Raw genomic sequence first — 15,906 nt, 5'->3', positions numbered from 1 at the left:
CGGCCTGACCCCGGCGGCGGGCCACGCCAGCGACACGTCCCCCGCCGCCCCGGACCGCGCCGAGGCGGCCACTGCCGGGCCCAGCCCCGCCCTGGTCGAGGCGATGCGCCGCGACCTCGGCCTCACCCCCACCCAGGTCGACGAACGACTGCGCACCGAGGCCGCGGCGCCGGTGGTCGAACGGCGCCTGCGGGCAAAGCTCGGCCCGGCGTTCGCCGGCGCGTGGATCCCGCCCGGCGGGCAGCGCCTCACCGTCGCCGTCACGGATGCGGCCCTCGCCACGGACGTCCGCGCCGAGGGCGCCGACGTCACGGTCGTCGCCCGCAGCGAGCGCACCCTCGACGCGGTCAAGCGCGCCCTCGACCGGCGCACCGCCGCCGCCGACCCGCGCGACGTCCACGGCTGGCACGTCGACGTCGCCCGCAACAGCGTGGTCGTGACGGTCCGGCCGGGCGCCGCCGACAAGGCCATCGCGTACGCCAAGGCCAGCGGCGTGCCCGCGGACGCGATCCGGGTCGTCACCGCGACCGACGCGCCCCGCCCGCTCTACGACATCCGCGGCGGCGACCAGTACGTGATCAACGGCAACACCCTCTGCTCGGTCGGCTTCGCGGTCGTCGGCGGCTTCGTCACCGCAGGCCACTGCGGGGGCGTCGGCAGCCCGACCCTCGGCTTCAACAACGTCTCCCAGGGCACGTTCGCGGGGTCGTCGTTCCCCGGCAACGACTACGGGTGGGTACGCACCAACGGCTCCTGGACGCCGCAGCCCTGGGTGAACAACTACGCCGGAGGCAACGTGACGGTCGCCGGCTCGCAGGACGCGGCGATCGGCAGTTCGGTCTGCCGCTCCGGGCGTACGACCGGCTGGCGCTGCGGGACCATCCTGGGTCGCAACGAGACGGTCAACTACCCGCAGGGTGCGGTGTCGGGCCTGACCCGCAGCAACGCCTGCGCCGAGGGCGGCGACTCCGGCGGGGCCTGGATCTCCGGCAACCAGGCCCAGGGCGTCACCTCCGGCGGTTCCGGCAACTGCTCCACGGGCGGCACGACCTGGTTCCAGCCGGTCAACGAGATCCTCGGCGTCTACGGGCTGTCCCTGGTGACCACCGGTGGCGGCGGCGGAAGCCGGCTGATCAGCAACTGGAACAACCGCTGCATCGACGTGCCGAACTCCAACTTCTCCGACGGCGTGCCCCTGCAGACCTGGACCTGCAACGGCACCGGCGCGCAGTCGTGGACCTTCACCGGCGGCACGCTGCGCACCCAGAACAACAAGTGCATGGACGTGGCGTGGGGGTCCACCGCCAACGGCGCGGTCATCCAGATCGCCAACTGCAGCGGCAACCCGGCCCAGCAGTTCGTCCTCTCGGCCGCCGGTGACCTGGTCAACCCGCAGGCCAACAAGTGCGTCGACATCAAGGAGTGGAACAACTCCGACGGCGCCCGCCTGCACCTGTGGGACTGCCTCGGCGCCGCCAACCAGAAGTGGCGTCGCGGCTGACCGGCACCCGTCCGCCGTCGCGCCCACGCCGAACGGCCGATCGTCCGCGCGAGACATCGCGCCGGCATCCTCCAAGGAGGTCCCACATGTTCAGAGTCCGTACCCGCCGCCGGCCGTGGGCGCTCGCCCTCGCCGCGACCGCGATCATCGCCGCCACGACAGCCCTCTCCGTGCCGGTCCACCCCGAACCGGCGCAGGCCGCCATCGGGGGGATCACCTGGCAGGACGAGTTCAACGCCTCCGCCGGCACCCCCGTCGACCAGAGCAAGTGGCGCTTCGACATCGGCGGCAGCGGCTGGGGCAACAACGAACGGCAGTACTACACCAACAGCACGAGCAACGCCGTGCACGACGGCCAGGGCAACCTGGTCATCACCGCCCGCCGCGAGAACCCCGCCAACTACCAGTGCCACTACGGCCGGTGCGAGTACACCTCTGCCCGGCTGCTGACGGCGGCCACGTTCACCCAGGCGTACGGCCGCTTCGAGGCCCGCATCAAGATCCCGCGCGGTCAGGGCATCTGGCCGGCGTTCTGGATGCTCGGCAACGACATGGGCGGCGTGGGCTGGCCGAACGCGGGCGAGATCGACATCATGGAGAACATCGGCCGGGAGCCGAACACCGTCTACGGCACCATCCACGGCCCGGGCTACTCGGGTGGCGGCGGCATCACCGGCAGCCGCACCATCGGCCAGCCACTCGCCGACACCTTCCACACCTACCGGGTGGACTGGGAACCGAACTCCATCATCTGGTACCTCGACGGCGTCGAGTTCCACCGGGTCGATCCGGGTCGGCTGGGCGGCAACCGCTGGGTGTTCGACCACCCGTTCTTCATGATCCTCAACGTGGCGGTGGGCGGGAACTGGCCGGGCTACCCCGACGCCTCCACGCAGTTCCCGCAGCAGATGCTCGTGGACTACGTACGCGTCTCGGGCTACACCTCGGGCGGCAACCCGCCGACCGGCACCAACGCCATCCGGGGCGCGCTGAGCGGTCGGTGCATCGACATCCCGAGCGCCAACCCGGTCGACGGGGCCAAGCTCCAGATCTGGGACTGCAACGGCACCGCCGCGCAGGCCTGGACGTTCGCCTCCGACGGCACGATCCGGGCGATGGGCAAGTGCATGGACCCGGCCTGGGCCGGCACGGCGAACGGCACCGAGGTCAACCTCGTCACCTGCAACGGCAACCCGGCGCAACGCTTCACGCTCAACGCCGCCGGTGACCTGGTCAACCTCAGCGCCAACCGCTGCGTCGACGTACGGGACCGCAACCCCAGCAACGGGGGCAAGCTCCAACTGTGGGACTGCACGGGCGACGCCAACCAGAAGTGGTCCCGCGTCTGATCCCCTCGACGCGGACGCCGGCAGGGTCGGCCGGGGCACACCGCCCCGACCGGCCCCGCCGGCTCGCGCCCCCTCAGCGGCCGTACCGCGCTGCTGTCCCCGTTCGACCGCCTGGTGTACGACCAGGCACACGTCACACCCTGTCCGGCACGCCACACCCAACCCAACGCCGGACCTGCTCGGCCGCCTGGTCAGCAACGGCGTGCCCCACCGGGCGAGTCACCAGGTCACTCAACGCGAACATGTCCAGGACCCGCCCCACGTAGGCCCAATCCTCGACCAGGGGCAGGTCCGCAGGCTGCTGCTCAGCGAATCCCGCGCGGAAGCCGTCCAGGAAGCCGGCGGGATAGTCGGCGCCGAACCGGGCCATGTTCGCGGCGTCGCCATACGGGCAACCGGAGTAGCTGAACTCCCAGTCGAGCAGCGCATCCACCCGCCAACCGCCGCCCACGCGAGAGACCAGGACGTTCTTCGGGTTGATGTCGGCATGCACCAGCCGGGTGTGACCGTCAACTCCTTCCAGCGCCGACGAGTGAGCCGCGCACAACTCCGCCCAGGCACGACGCGTCTCGCCGTCGAGCCGGCCCTCGGGAACCGCGGCCATACAAGCCTCGACGACCTCAACCAGTTGCTGCGACCACGGGTCTTCCTCCTTGACGGTGAGGTCCGCGTCGACGAAGAAGCCTCGTCGGTCGAACGCCACCACAGCGACCTCCGCAACGACCCTTCCGACCTCAGCCCCCAGCTCACCCGCTTCCACCTGACCAAGATCACCCTTGGCGAGCACCCCGCTCAGAGCATCGCCGTCCACATACTCGATGACCATCGCCGGCCGCACGCTCTCGTCCTCACCGGGTGTGACCAACAGGACGTCCGGAACTGGCACATGCCGACGGGCGGCGGCCATGACCCCGGCCTCGATCGCCGGGTCCGTTCCTCCGAACCGGGCAACGACTTGGCCGTCAGCAAGCGTGAGCAGACACGTCTCGTGAGAGAAGCCGCCCGCCAACACGGATGTCGTCACCACCCTGCTGCCCAGTGCCGCCGCGATGCCCTCGAGTTCTTCGACGCGCATCCGAACAGTCCATCAGGACGGTAGGACATCCAACCGACCGAAGCTACGTGCCGACGTACGCAGCGACCGCTGCTCCGCAGCGTGGCGGCACCCGCCCCGCCCGCTGGATAGGACCGACCGGTCGCGGCCTTCTGCGGTTTTTCACCCCGTCGGGCCGGGCAAAGGGGCCACAGTGACTCGCACCGATGAACCCCACACCGTCGAGTTCAGACGGTCGGCCCTCCGGCTGGTCCGGAGGACGACCCTGGGGCTGCTCGCCGCCGCAGTGATCGGGGTCCTCGTCAGCCTGGCGCGGGGTCGGCTGTGGTGGGACGGGCTGTGGGTGCTGCTGCCGTACCTCGCGGTCTTCCACTTCTCGCCGCTACCAACCCCACCGAGAGGCAGCCAGCGGACACGCCTGCCGGTGCGGCTCGACGACCAGCGACTGGAGGTGTCGGGCCCCGGCGACACGACCCTGGCGATCGACTGGTCGAACGTCGAGCGCGCCGAGATCCGCGGGCGCCTGACGCCGTCGCTGCACGTCGAGCCGGCCGATCCGGAACGGACCCGACCACCGATGAGGCGATGGCAGTGGGCCGGGTACGGGCAGAGCCGCCCGTACGAGATCGTGGTGCCGCTCACCGGCATGACGCCAGGCCCGGGTGTGCTACGCCGCGAGCTGGCCCGGTGGTTGCCGGGGGCCACCCAGGAGGACGCGCTGGGGCTGCGGCAGTGAACTGGCTTGCCCACTTCCGCACCGGTCGCCTACCTTCGGCCGGCACCTCCCGGTGCGCAGGCAACGGCTACTTCCGCTTCCAACGGGGAGACGCGGGTGCGAATCCCGCCGCCGCCGAAATGCGGTGTCGACCAGCAGCCCAGGTCACCTTGGCCCGCGAGGGCCAGTCTCCGTTGCCGCTTCGATCTCGGGAGGTGCGCGCACCGCGTACCCGGTGCGCAGACAGCGGATACTTCATCTATGGGTCGGGGGTTCGAGTCCCCTCCAGCCTTCCGGGGCTGGTAGCTCAGCTGGCAGAGCGATAGCCCTTCCGCCGTCGACCTTCTGGTCTCGGGTGCGCGGCGTGGCCGTCATTTCCGGCCCCGGTCACCGGGCGGCAAACCTCGTTGCCCCCGAGGCGGCGCCACCGCTACGGTCTTGCCCGCACCTCCCGGTGCGAAGGCGACGGTTACATCTTGGAGGGGTGCCCGCACCCCGTTGAAGAGGCCGTCCGTCGCCGGCTCCGATCTCGGGAGGCGCGACCACGCCGCACGCCCGGTGCGCAGGTGACGGTTACTTCAGGGATCCGCAGGTTGGAGGTTCGAGTCCTCCGCCGCCTTCGGACGGCTGGCTCAAGCGGCAGAGCGGCGGACAGGTCCGTCGCCGACTTCTGGTCTCGGGTGTGCGGTGCGGTCGCGCCTTCCGCTCCACCCACACGGGGTACGCGATGGCCAAGTTCAACCTCAAGCTGCGGCGCGCCAAGCTGCCCGTCACCGCCGAGGGCGCGACCGGCTTCGTCCGCGAGCCACGGGCCGAGCTGTTCCTGCTGGGCGTGTCGAACATGGTCGGCGAGGACACCTTCTACGAGGGCGCCGCCGACCGGGACTCCCGGTTCCGCGAGCTGGTCGCCGCCGTGGCCGTCGCCGACCCCGACTGGTTCGCGCGCTTCGTGCGGTGGCTGCGTACCGGCGCGATGCTGCGGTCCGCATCCGTCGTGGCCGCCCTGGAGGGCGCCCGCGCGCAGGTCGCCGCCGGCATCCCCGGTTCCCGGGCGGTGGTGGACTCCGCGTTGCAGCGGGCCGACGAGCCGGGCGAGGCCCTCGCGTACTGGCTGGGTCGCCACGGCCGGGCGATGCCCAAGCCGGTCAAGCGGGGCATCGCCGACGCGGTGACGCGGCTGTACCACGAGCGGAGCCTGCTCAAGTACGACGCCGACGGCAGCCCGGTGCGGTTCGGCGACGTCATCGACCTGACCCACCCGACAGCGAGGGACGCGCGGCAGGGCGACCTCTTCCGGCACGCCTTGGACCGCCGGCACAAGCGCGACAACCCGCTGCCCGGGTCCCTCACGATGCTGGCGGCGCGGGCCGAGCTCATGGCGTTGCCGGTCGAGCGGCGCGTGGAGATCACCGACCCGGCGGTGCTGGGCGCGGCCGGCATGACCTGGGAGGCCCTCGCGGGCTGGCGGCAGACCGCGATGGACGCCGCAGCGTGGGAGGCGATCATCCCGACCATGGGCTACCTGGCGCTGCTGCGCAACCTGCGCAACTTCGACCGGGCCGGCGTCAGCGACACCGTCGCCGAGGCCGTGGCGGCGAGGCTGGCCGACCCGGGCGAGGTCGCCCGGTCGCGCGTGCTGCCGATGCGGTACCTGTCGGCGTACAACGCGGCACCGAGCCTGCGGTGGGCGTACCCGTTGGAGCGGGCGTTGCAGCAGGCGCTGGCGCACGTGCCCGCCCTGGACGGGCGGACCCTGGTTCTGATCGACACGTCGGGGTCGATGAACAGCGCGTTCAGCAAGGACGGCACGCTGCGCTGCTGGGACGCGGCCACCGTGTTCGGCCTCGCGCTGGCCGCCCGCGCGCGGGACGCCACGGTGGTGTCGTTCTCCAACGCCAGCACGGTGTTCCCGGCCGTCGCCGGTGAGTCGGTGCTGGCGGCGGTGCGCCGGTTCAAGGAGGGTGGCTACTTCTACGGCGCCGGGACCCAGACCGAGAAGGCGGTGCGCGACCACTACGACCGGCACGACCGGGTGGTCATCCTCACCGACGAGCAGGCGCACTGGCACGGCGCGGCAGACGTCACGGCCGTCGTGCCGGCGCGGATACCGGTGTACACCTGGAACCTGGCCGGATACCGGGTCGGGCACGCGCCGGCGACCGGCAACCGGCACACGTTCGGCGGCCTCTCCGACGCCGCGTTCGCGATGATTCCGCTCATCGAGGCGGGGTCCCGCGACCGGTGGCCCTTCTGACCGCGTCGTGGCGTCGGCCCCGTCGCCCGGGGCCGGCGCCGGGGCACGGCCGGTGGACGACGCCCATTGACGGTCGTCTCCGCACGTTGCAAGATGCGGGCGCACCCGTCGTGGTGTGAAGCTCCGGTGATCCCTGGCGTACCGCGATCAGGAGGCCCAGCACTGTGAATACCGGTCTGTCGCTCGTGCTCTTCCCCATCGCGCTGGGCATCGTCATGCTCGGCCTCGGCCTCACCCTGACCATCGCCGACTTCCGTCGCGTCGTCGCCTATCCCCGGGCCGTGGTCATCTCCCTGGTCTGCCAGATGCTGGTCCTGCCGGCCGTCTGCCTGGGCCTGGTGCTCGCCGCCGACCTGCGCCCGGAGCTGGCCGTCGGAATGATGCTGCTCGCCGCCTCCCCCGGCGGCAGCACCGCCAGCCTCTTCAGCCACCTGTTCCAGGGCAACGTCGCGCTGAACGTCACCCTGACCGCCATCAACTCGGTACTCGCCCTGTTCACGCTGCCGGTGATCGTCAACCTCTCCGTCGCCGCGTTCATGGGCTCGGACAGCTCGCTCGGCCTCCAGTTCGACAAGGTGCTCCAGGTGTTCGCCCTGGTGCTCATCCCGATCGCGATCGGCATGGTCGTCCGGCAGCGGCGTCCCGCGTTCGCCGAGCGCATGCAGCGACCGGTGAAGATCCTCTCCATCGTGGTCCTCATGGTCGTGATCGTCGGCGCGGTCCTCGGCGTCAAGGACGAACTCGCCGCCACCATCGGCGCGGTCGGCCTCATCGCGCTGCTGTTCAACCTGCTCAGCCTGGCCATCGGGTACGCGGCGCCGCGCCTGCTGCGCGTCGGGCACCGGGATTCCGTCGCGTCGTCGTTCGAGATCGGCGTCCACAACGCCACCCTGGCCATCACGATCGCACTCAGCCCGGCCCTGCTCAACAACACCGACATCGGTATGCCACCGGCGATCTACGGCATCCTGATGTTCTTCACCGCCACCGCCTTCGGCTTCGTCGCCGCCCGCCGCTCCCGGGCCGCGGACGATCCGACCCGCCTGCCCACCCCGACGGCGTGAGCGGGCACTGAGCCACACCGCGCGAGCGGCGGCGTGCCGTACCGCCGCTCGCGCGCGGCACCGGATTTCGCCTAGGGTCCGGTCATGCCGCCTGAGGGTTCCGACTTCACGGCCGGGCTGCCCCGCAAGCGCATGGGCGCCGGCCTGCTCGTGACCGATCCCGCCGGCCGGGTCCTCCTCGTCGAGCCGGCGTACAAGACGTCGTGGGAGATTCCCGGCGGGTGCGTCGAGGCGGACGAGTCTCCGCACCGGACGGCGGCCCGCGAGTGCCGTGAGGAGCTCGGGCTCGCCATCGAGCCGGGGCGGCTGCTCGTCGTGGACTGGGTCCCCCCGCGGCACCCCAGGACCGAGGGGGTCATGTTCGTCTACGACGGGGGCCGGCTGACCCCGTCGCAGGCCGCCCTGATCGTGTTGCCGCCCGCCGAACTGCGGAGTTGGTCGTGGTGTGACCGGCGGGAGGCCGACGGGCGGCTGGTCCCGCTGCTCGCCCGACGGGTCGCGGAGGCACTCGCCGCGCGCGACGACGGCGTCACCCGCTACCTGGAGGACGGCTTCCGGGTGAGCTGACCCGTCCGGATCCGCTCCATCTTCCCTGCCGTGGGGTCTGGACCAGCGCGTCGTCGACAGTGACCATTGGTAGCTGTGCAAATACTGTGGGTTGGATAGCTCGCTCCCCCACCGCCACCCGACCCGCGACCGACGACCACGTCACCGCGCAGCGAGGAGACACGCCCGTGACCGGAGCCGCTACCCGCACCGAACGGGGCACCACGTCGGAACAGTCGGCTCCGGCAGGGGCGCAGTCGGTCCTGCCGGAGCTGCGGACGATGTACTGGGAGACCGGGATGCAGGCGCGGTCCGAAGCCGGCCTGTTCACCGTCTTCGCCGAACTGCCCCGGCTGGTCTGGACGGCGGTCCGGACCAGCTGGCGGGCCGACCGGCTCCGGACCTCGGTGGTGGCCGCTGCCACGGTCGGCGGCGGGGCGATGGCCGCCTTCGGGCTGCTGGCCACCCAGCGGGTGCTCGTCGAGCTGTTCGCCGGGGGCCCGACCACGGAGAAGGTGGTCGCCGCGACGCCCGCGCTCGCCGTGCTGGCGGGGGCGACCGCGCTGCGCGCCGGCATGGGCATCGCCACCGGGTACGCGCAGAACGGGCTCACCCCGCGGGTGAGCCGGGAGGTGGAACGCGGCCTGTTCGAGATGTCCACGGCGGTACGCCTGGAGGCGTTCGACGCCGACGCGTTCGCCGACGACATGGAGCGCGCCTCCCGGGGCACCGAGTCGACGGTCGACCTGGTGGAGTCGTCGATGAACCTGCTCGCCGGGCTGGCCGGCCTGCTCGCCGTGGCAGTCGCCGTCGTCGTCATCCACCCGCTGCTGCTGCTGGCGCTGCTGGTCGCGACGCTGCCCAAGGCCTGGGCGTCGCTGCGGGCCGGGCACCTGCGCTACCGGACCTACACGGCCGGCTCGGTGCGGCGACGGCGGCTGTGGCTGCTGCACCGGCTGATGGCCGAGCGGGACTCGGCGCCGGAGCTGCGCTCCTACGGGCTGCGCCGCTTCCTGCTGGACCAGTACGACCGGGTGATGGAGGTCGAGACCGACATCGAACTGGCCCTCGCCCGCCGGGTCACCACGACCACCACGGTCGGGGCGGTGATCGGCGGAATCGCCACCGCCGTGGTCTATCTCCTGCTCGGGCTGCTGCTCGTCGACGGTCAGATCCCGCTCGCGGCGGCGGCGACCTGCGTGGTCGCGGTGCAGGCCGCGCAGCGTTCGCTGGCCGTCACCACCTTCCAGGTCGACCGCGTCTACACCGAGGGCCAGCACTTCGGCGACTACACCGGGTTCATGACCCGCGCCGCCGACTACCTGCACGACCCGGCGCCGGGCGCCGCGGGCACGGATCCCGGCCCGCTGCGCGAGCTGGCCGTGCGGGAGGTCAGCCTGCGCTACCCCGACCGGGACGTCCCCGCCGTGGACCGCGTGACGCTGACGATCACGGCGGGGCAGACGGTGGCGTTCGTGGGCGAGAACGGCTCGGGCAAGACCACCCTCGCCGCGATGATCGCCACCCTGCGCGCGCCCACCGAGGGCGTCATCTGCTGGAACGGGCGACCCTTGCCCGAGTGGGACCTCGACCGGTTGCGGGCCCGCATCGCGGTGGTCACGCAGGAATACCACAAGTGGCCGTTCACGGCCGCGACGAACATCGCCGTCGGCGACGTCGACAGCGAGGCCCGGCAGGACCGGATCGAGGCCGCCGCCGCCCGCGCCGTCGCACACGACATGATCCAGGAACTCCCCGACGGGTACGAGACGCTGCTCGACCGGACGTTCGCCAGGGGCCAGGACCTCTCCGGCGGCCAGTGGCAGCGCATCACGGCGGCCCGCGGCTTCCTCCGCGACGCCGAGCTGCTCGTCATGGACGAGCCGTCCTCCGCCCTCGACCCGCGCGCCGAGGACGCCCTGTTCCAGGCCATCCGGGACCGGCAGGGTCGGGCGACCACCATCCTCATCACCCACCGGCTGGCCAACGTCCGGCACGCCGACCGGATCTTCGTCCTGCACGACGGCGCGCTGGTCGAGGCCGGCAGTCACGCCGAACTCGTCGCCGCCGGCGGCCGGTACGCCGAACTGTTCGCCCTCCAGGCCGCCGGCTACCACGGCGCCCACGACGAGCACACCCCCGCCCCACGGCAGCGCTGACCGACGGGCGCTCCGGCCCCCGGGGGCGTCCCGGGGGCCGGAGCGTCGCGTCAGTGGATGATGACGGGAGCCTTCGGCTGCCCCTCCTGCTGGCCGTCGAGCAGGTGCGACGGCTCGCGCCGGCGCGGCAGGAACGCCACCGGGACGAACGTGAGCAGCACCAGCGCGAACGCGACCCAGAACGTGGTGGCGAAGGAACTGGCGGCGAAGTCGAGGCCACGCTGGATGAGCGAGGGGTCCACCGGGAACTGCTCGGCCAGCTCCGGCTGCTGCTGGACGGCGATGGCGAGGCCGGCCTCCGTCAACGGCTCCCCGCTCGGGTCGGTCGCCCCGGGGATCGGCCGGGAGCCGTTCAGCTCGCTGGTGAGGATCACCGACATCATGGCGGCGCCCACGGACCCGCCAATCTGCTGGAGGATGTTGACCAGGGTGGAGCCACGGGCCACGTCGTGCGCCTTGAGGGTCTTCAGCGCCGAGGTCATGATCGGCATCATGGTGCCGCCCATGCCCAGGCCCATGACGAACAGCGACCCGCAGAGCAGGACGTACGAGGTCTGCGGGTCGACCTGGGTGAAGGTGAAGAACCCGAGGGCGATGAGTGCCAGCGCGAACGGCACGGTGCGGCCGACGGGGACCCGGTCGGCCAGCATCCCGGCCACCGGCATGGTCACCATCGCGCCGATGCCCTGCGGCGCCATCAGCAGGCCGGCGGCCAGCGTCGTCTCGCCGCGGATCTGCAGGAAGTAGCTCGGGAACAGCAGGCCGGCGCCCATGAACGCGATGATGAACACGAACATGGTCACCGCCGCGACGGTGAGGTTGCGGTTGGCGAACAGCCGCAGGTCGAGCAGGGGGTGCCGGGTCCTGAAGGAGTAGAGGACGAAGGCGACGAGGAGCGCGCCGCCGACCACCATGGGCGCCCACACCCCGGTGTCGGCGAACGTGCCGGTCTCGGGCAGCGAGGAGACGCCGTAGAGGAAGAGGGCGAGCCCCGGCGAGAGCATCAGCATGCCGAGGAAGTCGAACGACTCGGACGGCTCGGGGTTGTCCTTCGGCAGCGCCAGTGCGGCGTAGACGAGTGCCAGGGCGCCGATCGGCAGGTTGATCAGGAAGATCCAGTGCCAGCTCGCGACGTCGATCAGCCAGCCGCCGAGGATCGGGCCTCCGATGGGACCGAGCAGCATCGGGATGCCCAGGACGGCCATCAGCCGGCCGATCCGGTGCGGCCCGGCCGCCCTGGTCATGATCGTCATGCCCAGCGGCAGGAGCATGCCGCCGCCGAGGCCCTGGAGCACGCGGTAGCCGATGAGCTGCCCGATCGTGTCGGCGTTGGCGCACAGCCCGGACCCGATCGTGAACAGCGCGATGGCGATCATGTAGAGCCGCTTGGTGCCGAACCGGTCGGCGGCCCAGCCGCTGAGCGGGATCACCGTGGCCAGCGCGAGCGTGTAGGCCGTCATGGTCCAGGCGACCTCGGCGTACGACGCGTTGAACTCGCGCTGGAAGGTCGGCAGGGCGACGGTGACGACCGTCACGTCGAGGATCGACATGATCGCGCCGAGGACGACGACCCCGGCGACCTTGAGCACCGAGGCGTCGAGTTTGTCCGAGGTCGCGATGGATTGCTGTGTCACTAAATCTCCTGGGTCCCCGTGGTGGCCGGCGCGAGCCGTGCCTCGACCTGTCACGTACTGACACTGTCCGCAGGCAGACTAACGAGCGGCACCGACGATCGGCGTACGATTTCCGACCGCCGGAGAGTGGGCGACGCCACGTCGGCGGGCGGGTCGACCGCCGCAAGGGGCGCTCGCGCGCGAAGTCGGGGCCCGGTCGGCCCCGACGCCGGCGGTCAGCCCACCTTGGGTACGGCGCGGGAGATGATCGCGGCGAAGTCGACGCCGCGGGGCAGCGTGCCGTACGCCTGGCCGTGGTCGCCGCCGAGCCGGGAGGCGCAGAAGGCGTCGGCGACGGCGGGGTGGCCGTGCCGCACCAGCAGCGAGCCCTGCAGGACCAGGGCGAGCCGCTCGACGACCCGGCGGGCCCGCAGCTCGACGTCGTCGTGGTCGGACAGCTCGGCCTGCACCCGGCGTACGGCGGCGTCGAGCCGGGCGTCGGCGCCGGCCGCGGCGGTGACCTCGGCCTGGAACGCCGCCATGACCTCCGGTTCCCTGGTGAGGGCGCGCAGCACGTCCAGCGCGGCGACGTTGCCGGAGCCCTCCCAGATCGAGTTCAGCGGGGACTCGCGGAAGAGCCTCGGCATGCCCGACTCCTCGACGTAGCCGTTGCCGCCCAGGCATTCGAGGGCCTCGGCCGCGTGCGCCGGCCAGCGCTTGCAGACCCAGTACTTGCCGACGGCGAGGGCGAGCCGCTTGAACGCGGTCTCGCCAGCGTCGCCGCGCGCGGACCGGTCGGTGGCCCCGGCGAGGCGCATCATCAGGACGGTGGCGGCCTCGGACTCGACCGCGAGGTCGGCGAGCACGTTGCGCATCAGGGGCGCCTCGACGAGGTACCGGCCGAAGGCCTGCCGGTGGGTGGCGTGGTGGGCGGCGGTGGTCACGCCCTGGCGCATGCCGGCCGCCGCGCCGATGACGCAGTCGAGGCGGGTCAGGTTGACCATGTCGATGATGGTGCGCACGCCACGGCCCTCGTCGCCGACCCGCCAGGCGACCGCGTGCTCGTACTCGACCTCGGCGGAGGCGTTGGAGCGGTTGCCGAGCTTGTCCTTGAGGCGCATCAGCCGCATCGGGTTGCGCGTGCCGTCGGGCAGGACGCGCGGCACGAGGAAGCAGGTGAGCCCGCCCGGCGCCTGGGCGAGGGTGAGGAAGAGGTCGCACATCGGCGCCGACGTGAACCACTTGTGCCCGAGCAGGCGGTAGGTGCCGTCCGGCTCGGGGCGGGCGGTGGTGGTGTTGGCGCGTACGTCCGAGCCGCCCTGCTTCTCCGTCATCGACATGCCGGCCAGCAGTCCCCGCTTGGCCAGCGGCGGGCGCAGCCCGAAGTCGTACGACGTGGCGGTGAGCAGCGGCTCGTAGCGCGCGGCCAGCTCCGGGGCGTGCCGCAGCGCCGGCACGGCGGCATAGGTCATCGAGATCGGGCAGCCGTGGCCGGCGTCGGGACGCCAGGTGTAGAACTTGGCCGCGCGGGCCACGTGCGCGCCCGGCCGGTCGTCCGCCCACGGCGCGGCGTGCAGGCCGTGCGTGACCGCGGTACGCATCAACTCGTGCCAGGCCGGGTGGAACTCCACCTCGTCGACGCGGTGGCCGTGCCGGTCGTGGGTGCGCAGGACCGGCGGGTGCTCGTTCGCCAGCCGCCCGTGCTCGATCGCCTGCTCGCCACCGCCGAGGCGGCCCAACTCGTGCAGCTCGGCGGCGGCCCAGCCGGCGCCCTCGCGTTCGAGCCCGTCGAGCAGCGCCGCGTCGTCGGCCGTGTCGTGACCGACCAGCGGCGGAACCTGGTTGAGGACCTCGTGCGTCGTCACGGCGACACTCCCAGCGCGCGGTGGAGGAAGGCGGTCAGGTGCTCGATGGTGCGCGGCCCGGCGACCCCGGCGGCCAGGGGGCCGACCATCGCCTCGGCCAGGGCGCCGACCAGCGCGGTGGCGGTCAGCTCGGGATCCTGCGGGGGAAGTTCGCCGCTCGCCACCCCCTGGGCGACGTGACCGGCGATCAGCTCGGCGTACGCGCGGCGGAAGACGAGCCGCTCGGCGTCGACCGCCGGGTCGGCCGGCTCGGCGAGCAGCGCGTACGCCAACCGTGGCGACCGCAGCGCCCGGCCGGAGAACGTCTCGATGACGGCGGTGACCCGCTCGGCGACGGTGCCCTCCAGCGCCGCCGCGCGCGCCACCGCGTCCACCTCGCGCTGCGAGGCCACGCGGAACACCTCGGCGACCAGGGCGGCCTTGGTGGGGAAGTGCCGGTAGACGCTGCCGGTCGCCATCCCGGCCCGCTCGGCGACGGCGGCGACCGAGCAGCCGGCGTACCCGTGCTCGGCCATGATCTCCAGCGCGGCGGCGATGATCCGCTCCCGGGACGCGCTGAGCCGGGCCTTCACGCGTTCGGTGCTCCGGTAGACCACGCAAGGATTGAACCACCATTCAATCCTTGCCGGCAAGGGGCCTGCCAGGCTGGCGTACGACCCTCCCGCGACGCGGTCCAGGCTCCGCCTCTTCGGCCGGAATGGACCCCCTGGCCCGCCTGTTCGTCAAGGGCCGCTGGCAGGACTGGCCCGCCGCGCAACGCGACGCGGTACGGGAGTTCCTGGCGGCCTGGTGGCAGCACACGCTGGTGGATCCCGGGGCGAGCGTCCCCGCCCACGAGGCCCTGGCCTTCGTCGCCGAGGTCAGCGGACAGCTCGCCCCGTGGCTGGACACCTGGGCGCGGCTGCTGGCCGACCCGACGACTCGGCGACGACTGGTCGCGGCGGCGGACGAGTGGTCGTACGACCTGGTCGTCGACCGCCTGCCCTGGTCGAGCTGGCGGGACGAGGAGGACACGGCGTGCCTCGCGCTGTCGATGTGGGTGCTGCGGCACGCGCCGGCCGCGCTGCGGGAACACGACGCGTCCGCCGAGCTGCGCGACCTCGTACAACTGCTGGCCCTCCCCGACGCCGACCGGTGGGACAGGCGCGGCTAGCCACGCGAGGCTGCCGGGAACGGCGAAAGGGGGCACCCCCGTGTCGGGAGTGCCCCCTGGGCCGTAGCCGGCACGCGGTCCGCGGGCCAGCCGGGCCGGGGCGATGCGTCAGCAGCCCTGCCGGCGGCTGTAGATCTGGTGGCGCGCGCCCGCCCAGCCGATGTAGCCGACCGCCTCTACGCAGTAGGACGCCGTGCCGGTGACGCCGACCGGGCCGGCGTGGTAGCTGAAGTCACCGGAGTCGGTGTCCGCGCTACCCGAGCGGGTGCAGTGCGCGCCCTCACCGGAACGCTCGGCGCAGCGGTAGATCTGCACGAAGGTGGGTGCCGACTTCCCGTAGGCCGCGCCCCGGTGGTAGAAGCACGCGCTGTTGGTGCCCCCGTTGCTGCTGTTGTAGTAGATCACCAGTTCGCCGTAGCCCGAGGACTGCACCTGGCTGTAGATGATCGTGCCCGAGCAGGAGCCGGCCGCCTGGGCGGCGGGTGCGCCGACCGTCATGACCGACGCGACGGTCACCAGTGCCATCAGGGTCGAGAACACTCTCTTCATGGTCACCAAGGCCCAATCCACAGTCGACTGTCTTCCGTTGTGGATCATGATCGCACACGGGCGCCCGAACACCGCCCCGTGGGC

13 protein-coding genes are annotated in these 15,906 nt (G+C 72.2%); 8 read left to right on the top strand and 5 right to left on the bottom strand.

The window, feature by feature from the left end; all coding sequences use genetic code 11:
- Positions 1–4 precede the first annotated feature (4 nt).
- Entirely contained in the window at positions 5–1,501 is a 1,497-nt protein-coding gene (locus F6X68_RS04610) for a ricin-type beta-trefoil lectin domain protein (RefSeq protein ID WP_225851974.1), read from the top strand.
- Positions 1,502–1,587: 86 nt separating this feature from the next.
- Positions 1,588–2,850, top strand: a complete 1,263-nt coding sequence (locus F6X68_RS04605) for a glycoside hydrolase family 16 protein (RefSeq protein WP_151453076.1) — start codon at positions 1,588–1,590, stop codon at positions 2,848–2,850.
- A 133-nt stretch (positions 2,851–2,983) separates the two neighbouring features.
- Here the strand turns inward: F6X68_RS04605 and F6X68_RS04600 are convergent, their stop codons facing one another.
- A complete protein-coding gene (locus F6X68_RS04600; protein WP_151453075.1) occupies positions 2,984–3,925 on the bottom strand; it encodes a phosphotransferase in 942 nt (313 codons plus the stop codon).
- 172 nt (positions 3,926–4,097) lie between these two features.
- Between F6X68_RS04600 and F6X68_RS04595 the strand changes: the two genes are divergently transcribed.
- The 5 genes from F6X68_RS04595 to F6X68_RS04575 all read left to right on the top strand — a co-directional run bounded on the left by F6X68_RS04595 (position 4,098) and on the right by F6X68_RS04575 (position 10,642).
- Positions 4,098–4,640, top strand: coding sequence for a hypothetical protein (locus tag F6X68_RS04595; RefSeq protein WP_151453074.1), 543 nt, complete (start codon positions 4,098–4,100; stop codon positions 4,638–4,640).
- 706 nt (positions 4,641–5,346) lie between these two features.
- Positions 5,347–6,873, top strand: a complete 1,527-nt coding sequence (locus F6X68_RS04590; protein WP_151453073.1) for a TROVE domain-containing protein — start codon at positions 5,347–5,349, stop codon at positions 6,871–6,873.
- Positions 6,874–7,037: 164 nt separating this feature from the next.
- A complete protein-coding gene (locus F6X68_RS04585; protein ID WP_151453072.1) occupies positions 7,038–7,937 on the top strand; it encodes a bile acid:sodium symporter family protein in 900 nt (299 codons plus the stop codon).
- An 84-nt stretch (positions 7,938–8,021) separates the two neighbouring features.
- Complete coding sequence (locus tag F6X68_RS04580) at positions 8,022–8,504, top strand: NUDIX domain-containing protein (protein WP_370518906.1); 483 nt, start codon at positions 8,022–8,024, stop codon at positions 8,502–8,504.
- 260 nt (positions 8,505–8,764) lie between these two features.
- Positions 8,765–10,642, top strand: coding sequence for an ATP-binding cassette domain-containing protein (locus F6X68_RS04575; protein WP_151453080.1), 1,878 nt, complete (start codon positions 8,765–8,767; stop codon positions 10,640–10,642).
- A 50-nt stretch (positions 10,643–10,692) separates the two neighbouring features.
- On the opposite strand, the gene F6X68_RS04570 is transcribed toward F6X68_RS04575, so the two are convergent.
- The 3 genes from F6X68_RS04570 to F6X68_RS04560 form a co-directional block, all read right to left on the bottom strand.
- Positions 10,693–12,276, bottom strand: coding sequence for a DHA2 family efflux MFS transporter permease subunit (locus tag F6X68_RS04570; protein WP_151453071.1), 1,584 nt, complete (start codon positions 12,274–12,276; stop codon positions 10,693–10,695).
- Between the two features lie 215 nt (positions 12,277–12,491).
- Positions 12,492–14,120, bottom strand: a complete 1,629-nt coding sequence (locus tag F6X68_RS04565; protein WP_151453070.1) for an isovaleryl-CoA dehydrogenase — start codon at positions 14,118–14,120, stop codon at positions 12,492–12,494.
- A complete protein-coding gene (locus F6X68_RS04560) occupies positions 14,117–14,716 on the bottom strand; it encodes a TetR/AcrR family transcriptional regulator (protein ID WP_151453069.1) in 600 nt (199 codons plus the stop codon). The genes F6X68_RS04565 and F6X68_RS04560 overlap by 4 nt, the downstream gene beginning before the upstream one ends.
- Positions 14,717–14,817: 101 nt before the next feature.
- Between F6X68_RS04560 and F6X68_RS04555 the strand changes: the two genes are divergently transcribed.
- Positions 14,818–15,273, top strand: a complete 456-nt coding sequence (locus tag F6X68_RS04555) for a hypothetical protein (RefSeq protein WP_151453068.1) — start codon at positions 14,818–14,820, stop codon at positions 15,271–15,273.
- A gap of 108 nt (positions 15,274–15,381) precedes the next feature.
- Here the strand turns inward: F6X68_RS04555 and F6X68_RS04550 are convergent, their stop codons facing one another.
- Positions 15,382–15,822, bottom strand: coding sequence for a hypothetical protein (locus F6X68_RS04550; protein ID WP_151453079.1), 441 nt, complete (start codon positions 15,820–15,822; stop codon positions 15,382–15,384).
- Between the last annotated feature and the right edge of the window lie 84 nt (positions 15,823–15,906).

Source organism: Micromonospora sp. AMSO12t (assembly GCF_008806585.1).
Lineage (GTDB): Bacteria > Actinomycetota > Actinomycetes > Mycobacteriales > Micromonosporaceae > Micromonospora > Micromonospora reichwaldensis.
Note: the sequence above shows the minus strand (reverse complement) of the source record. Positions and strands in the feature narration are given on the sequence as shown.

Coding starts and splice junctions, on each gene's coding strand:
- F6X68_RS04605 (WP_151453076.1), top strand. CDS start 1,588: ATGTTCAGAGTCCGTACCCGCCGCCGGCCGTGGGCGCTCGCCCTCGCC.
- F6X68_RS04600 (WP_151453075.1), bottom strand. CDS start 3,925: ATGCGCGTCGAAGAACTCGAGGGCATCGCGGCGGCACTGGGCAGCAGG.
- F6X68_RS04590 (WP_151453073.1), top strand. CDS start 5,347: ATGGCCAAGTTCAACCTCAAGCTGCGGCGCGCCAAGCTGCCCGTCACC.
- F6X68_RS04580 (WP_370518906.1), top strand. CDS start 8,022: ATGCCGCCTGAGGGTTCCGACTTCACGGCCGGGCTGCCCCGCAAGCGC.
- F6X68_RS04575 (WP_151453080.1), top strand. CDS start 8,765: ATGTACTGGGAGACCGGGATGCAGGCGCGGTCCGAAGCCGGCCTGTTC.
- F6X68_RS04555 (WP_151453068.1), top strand. CDS start 14,818: ATGGACCCCCTGGCCCGCCTGTTCGTCAAGGGCCGCTGGCAGGACTGG.
- F6X68_RS04550 (WP_151453079.1), bottom strand. CDS start 15,822: ATGAAGAGAGTGTTCTCGACCCTGATGGCACTGGTGACCGTCGCGTCG.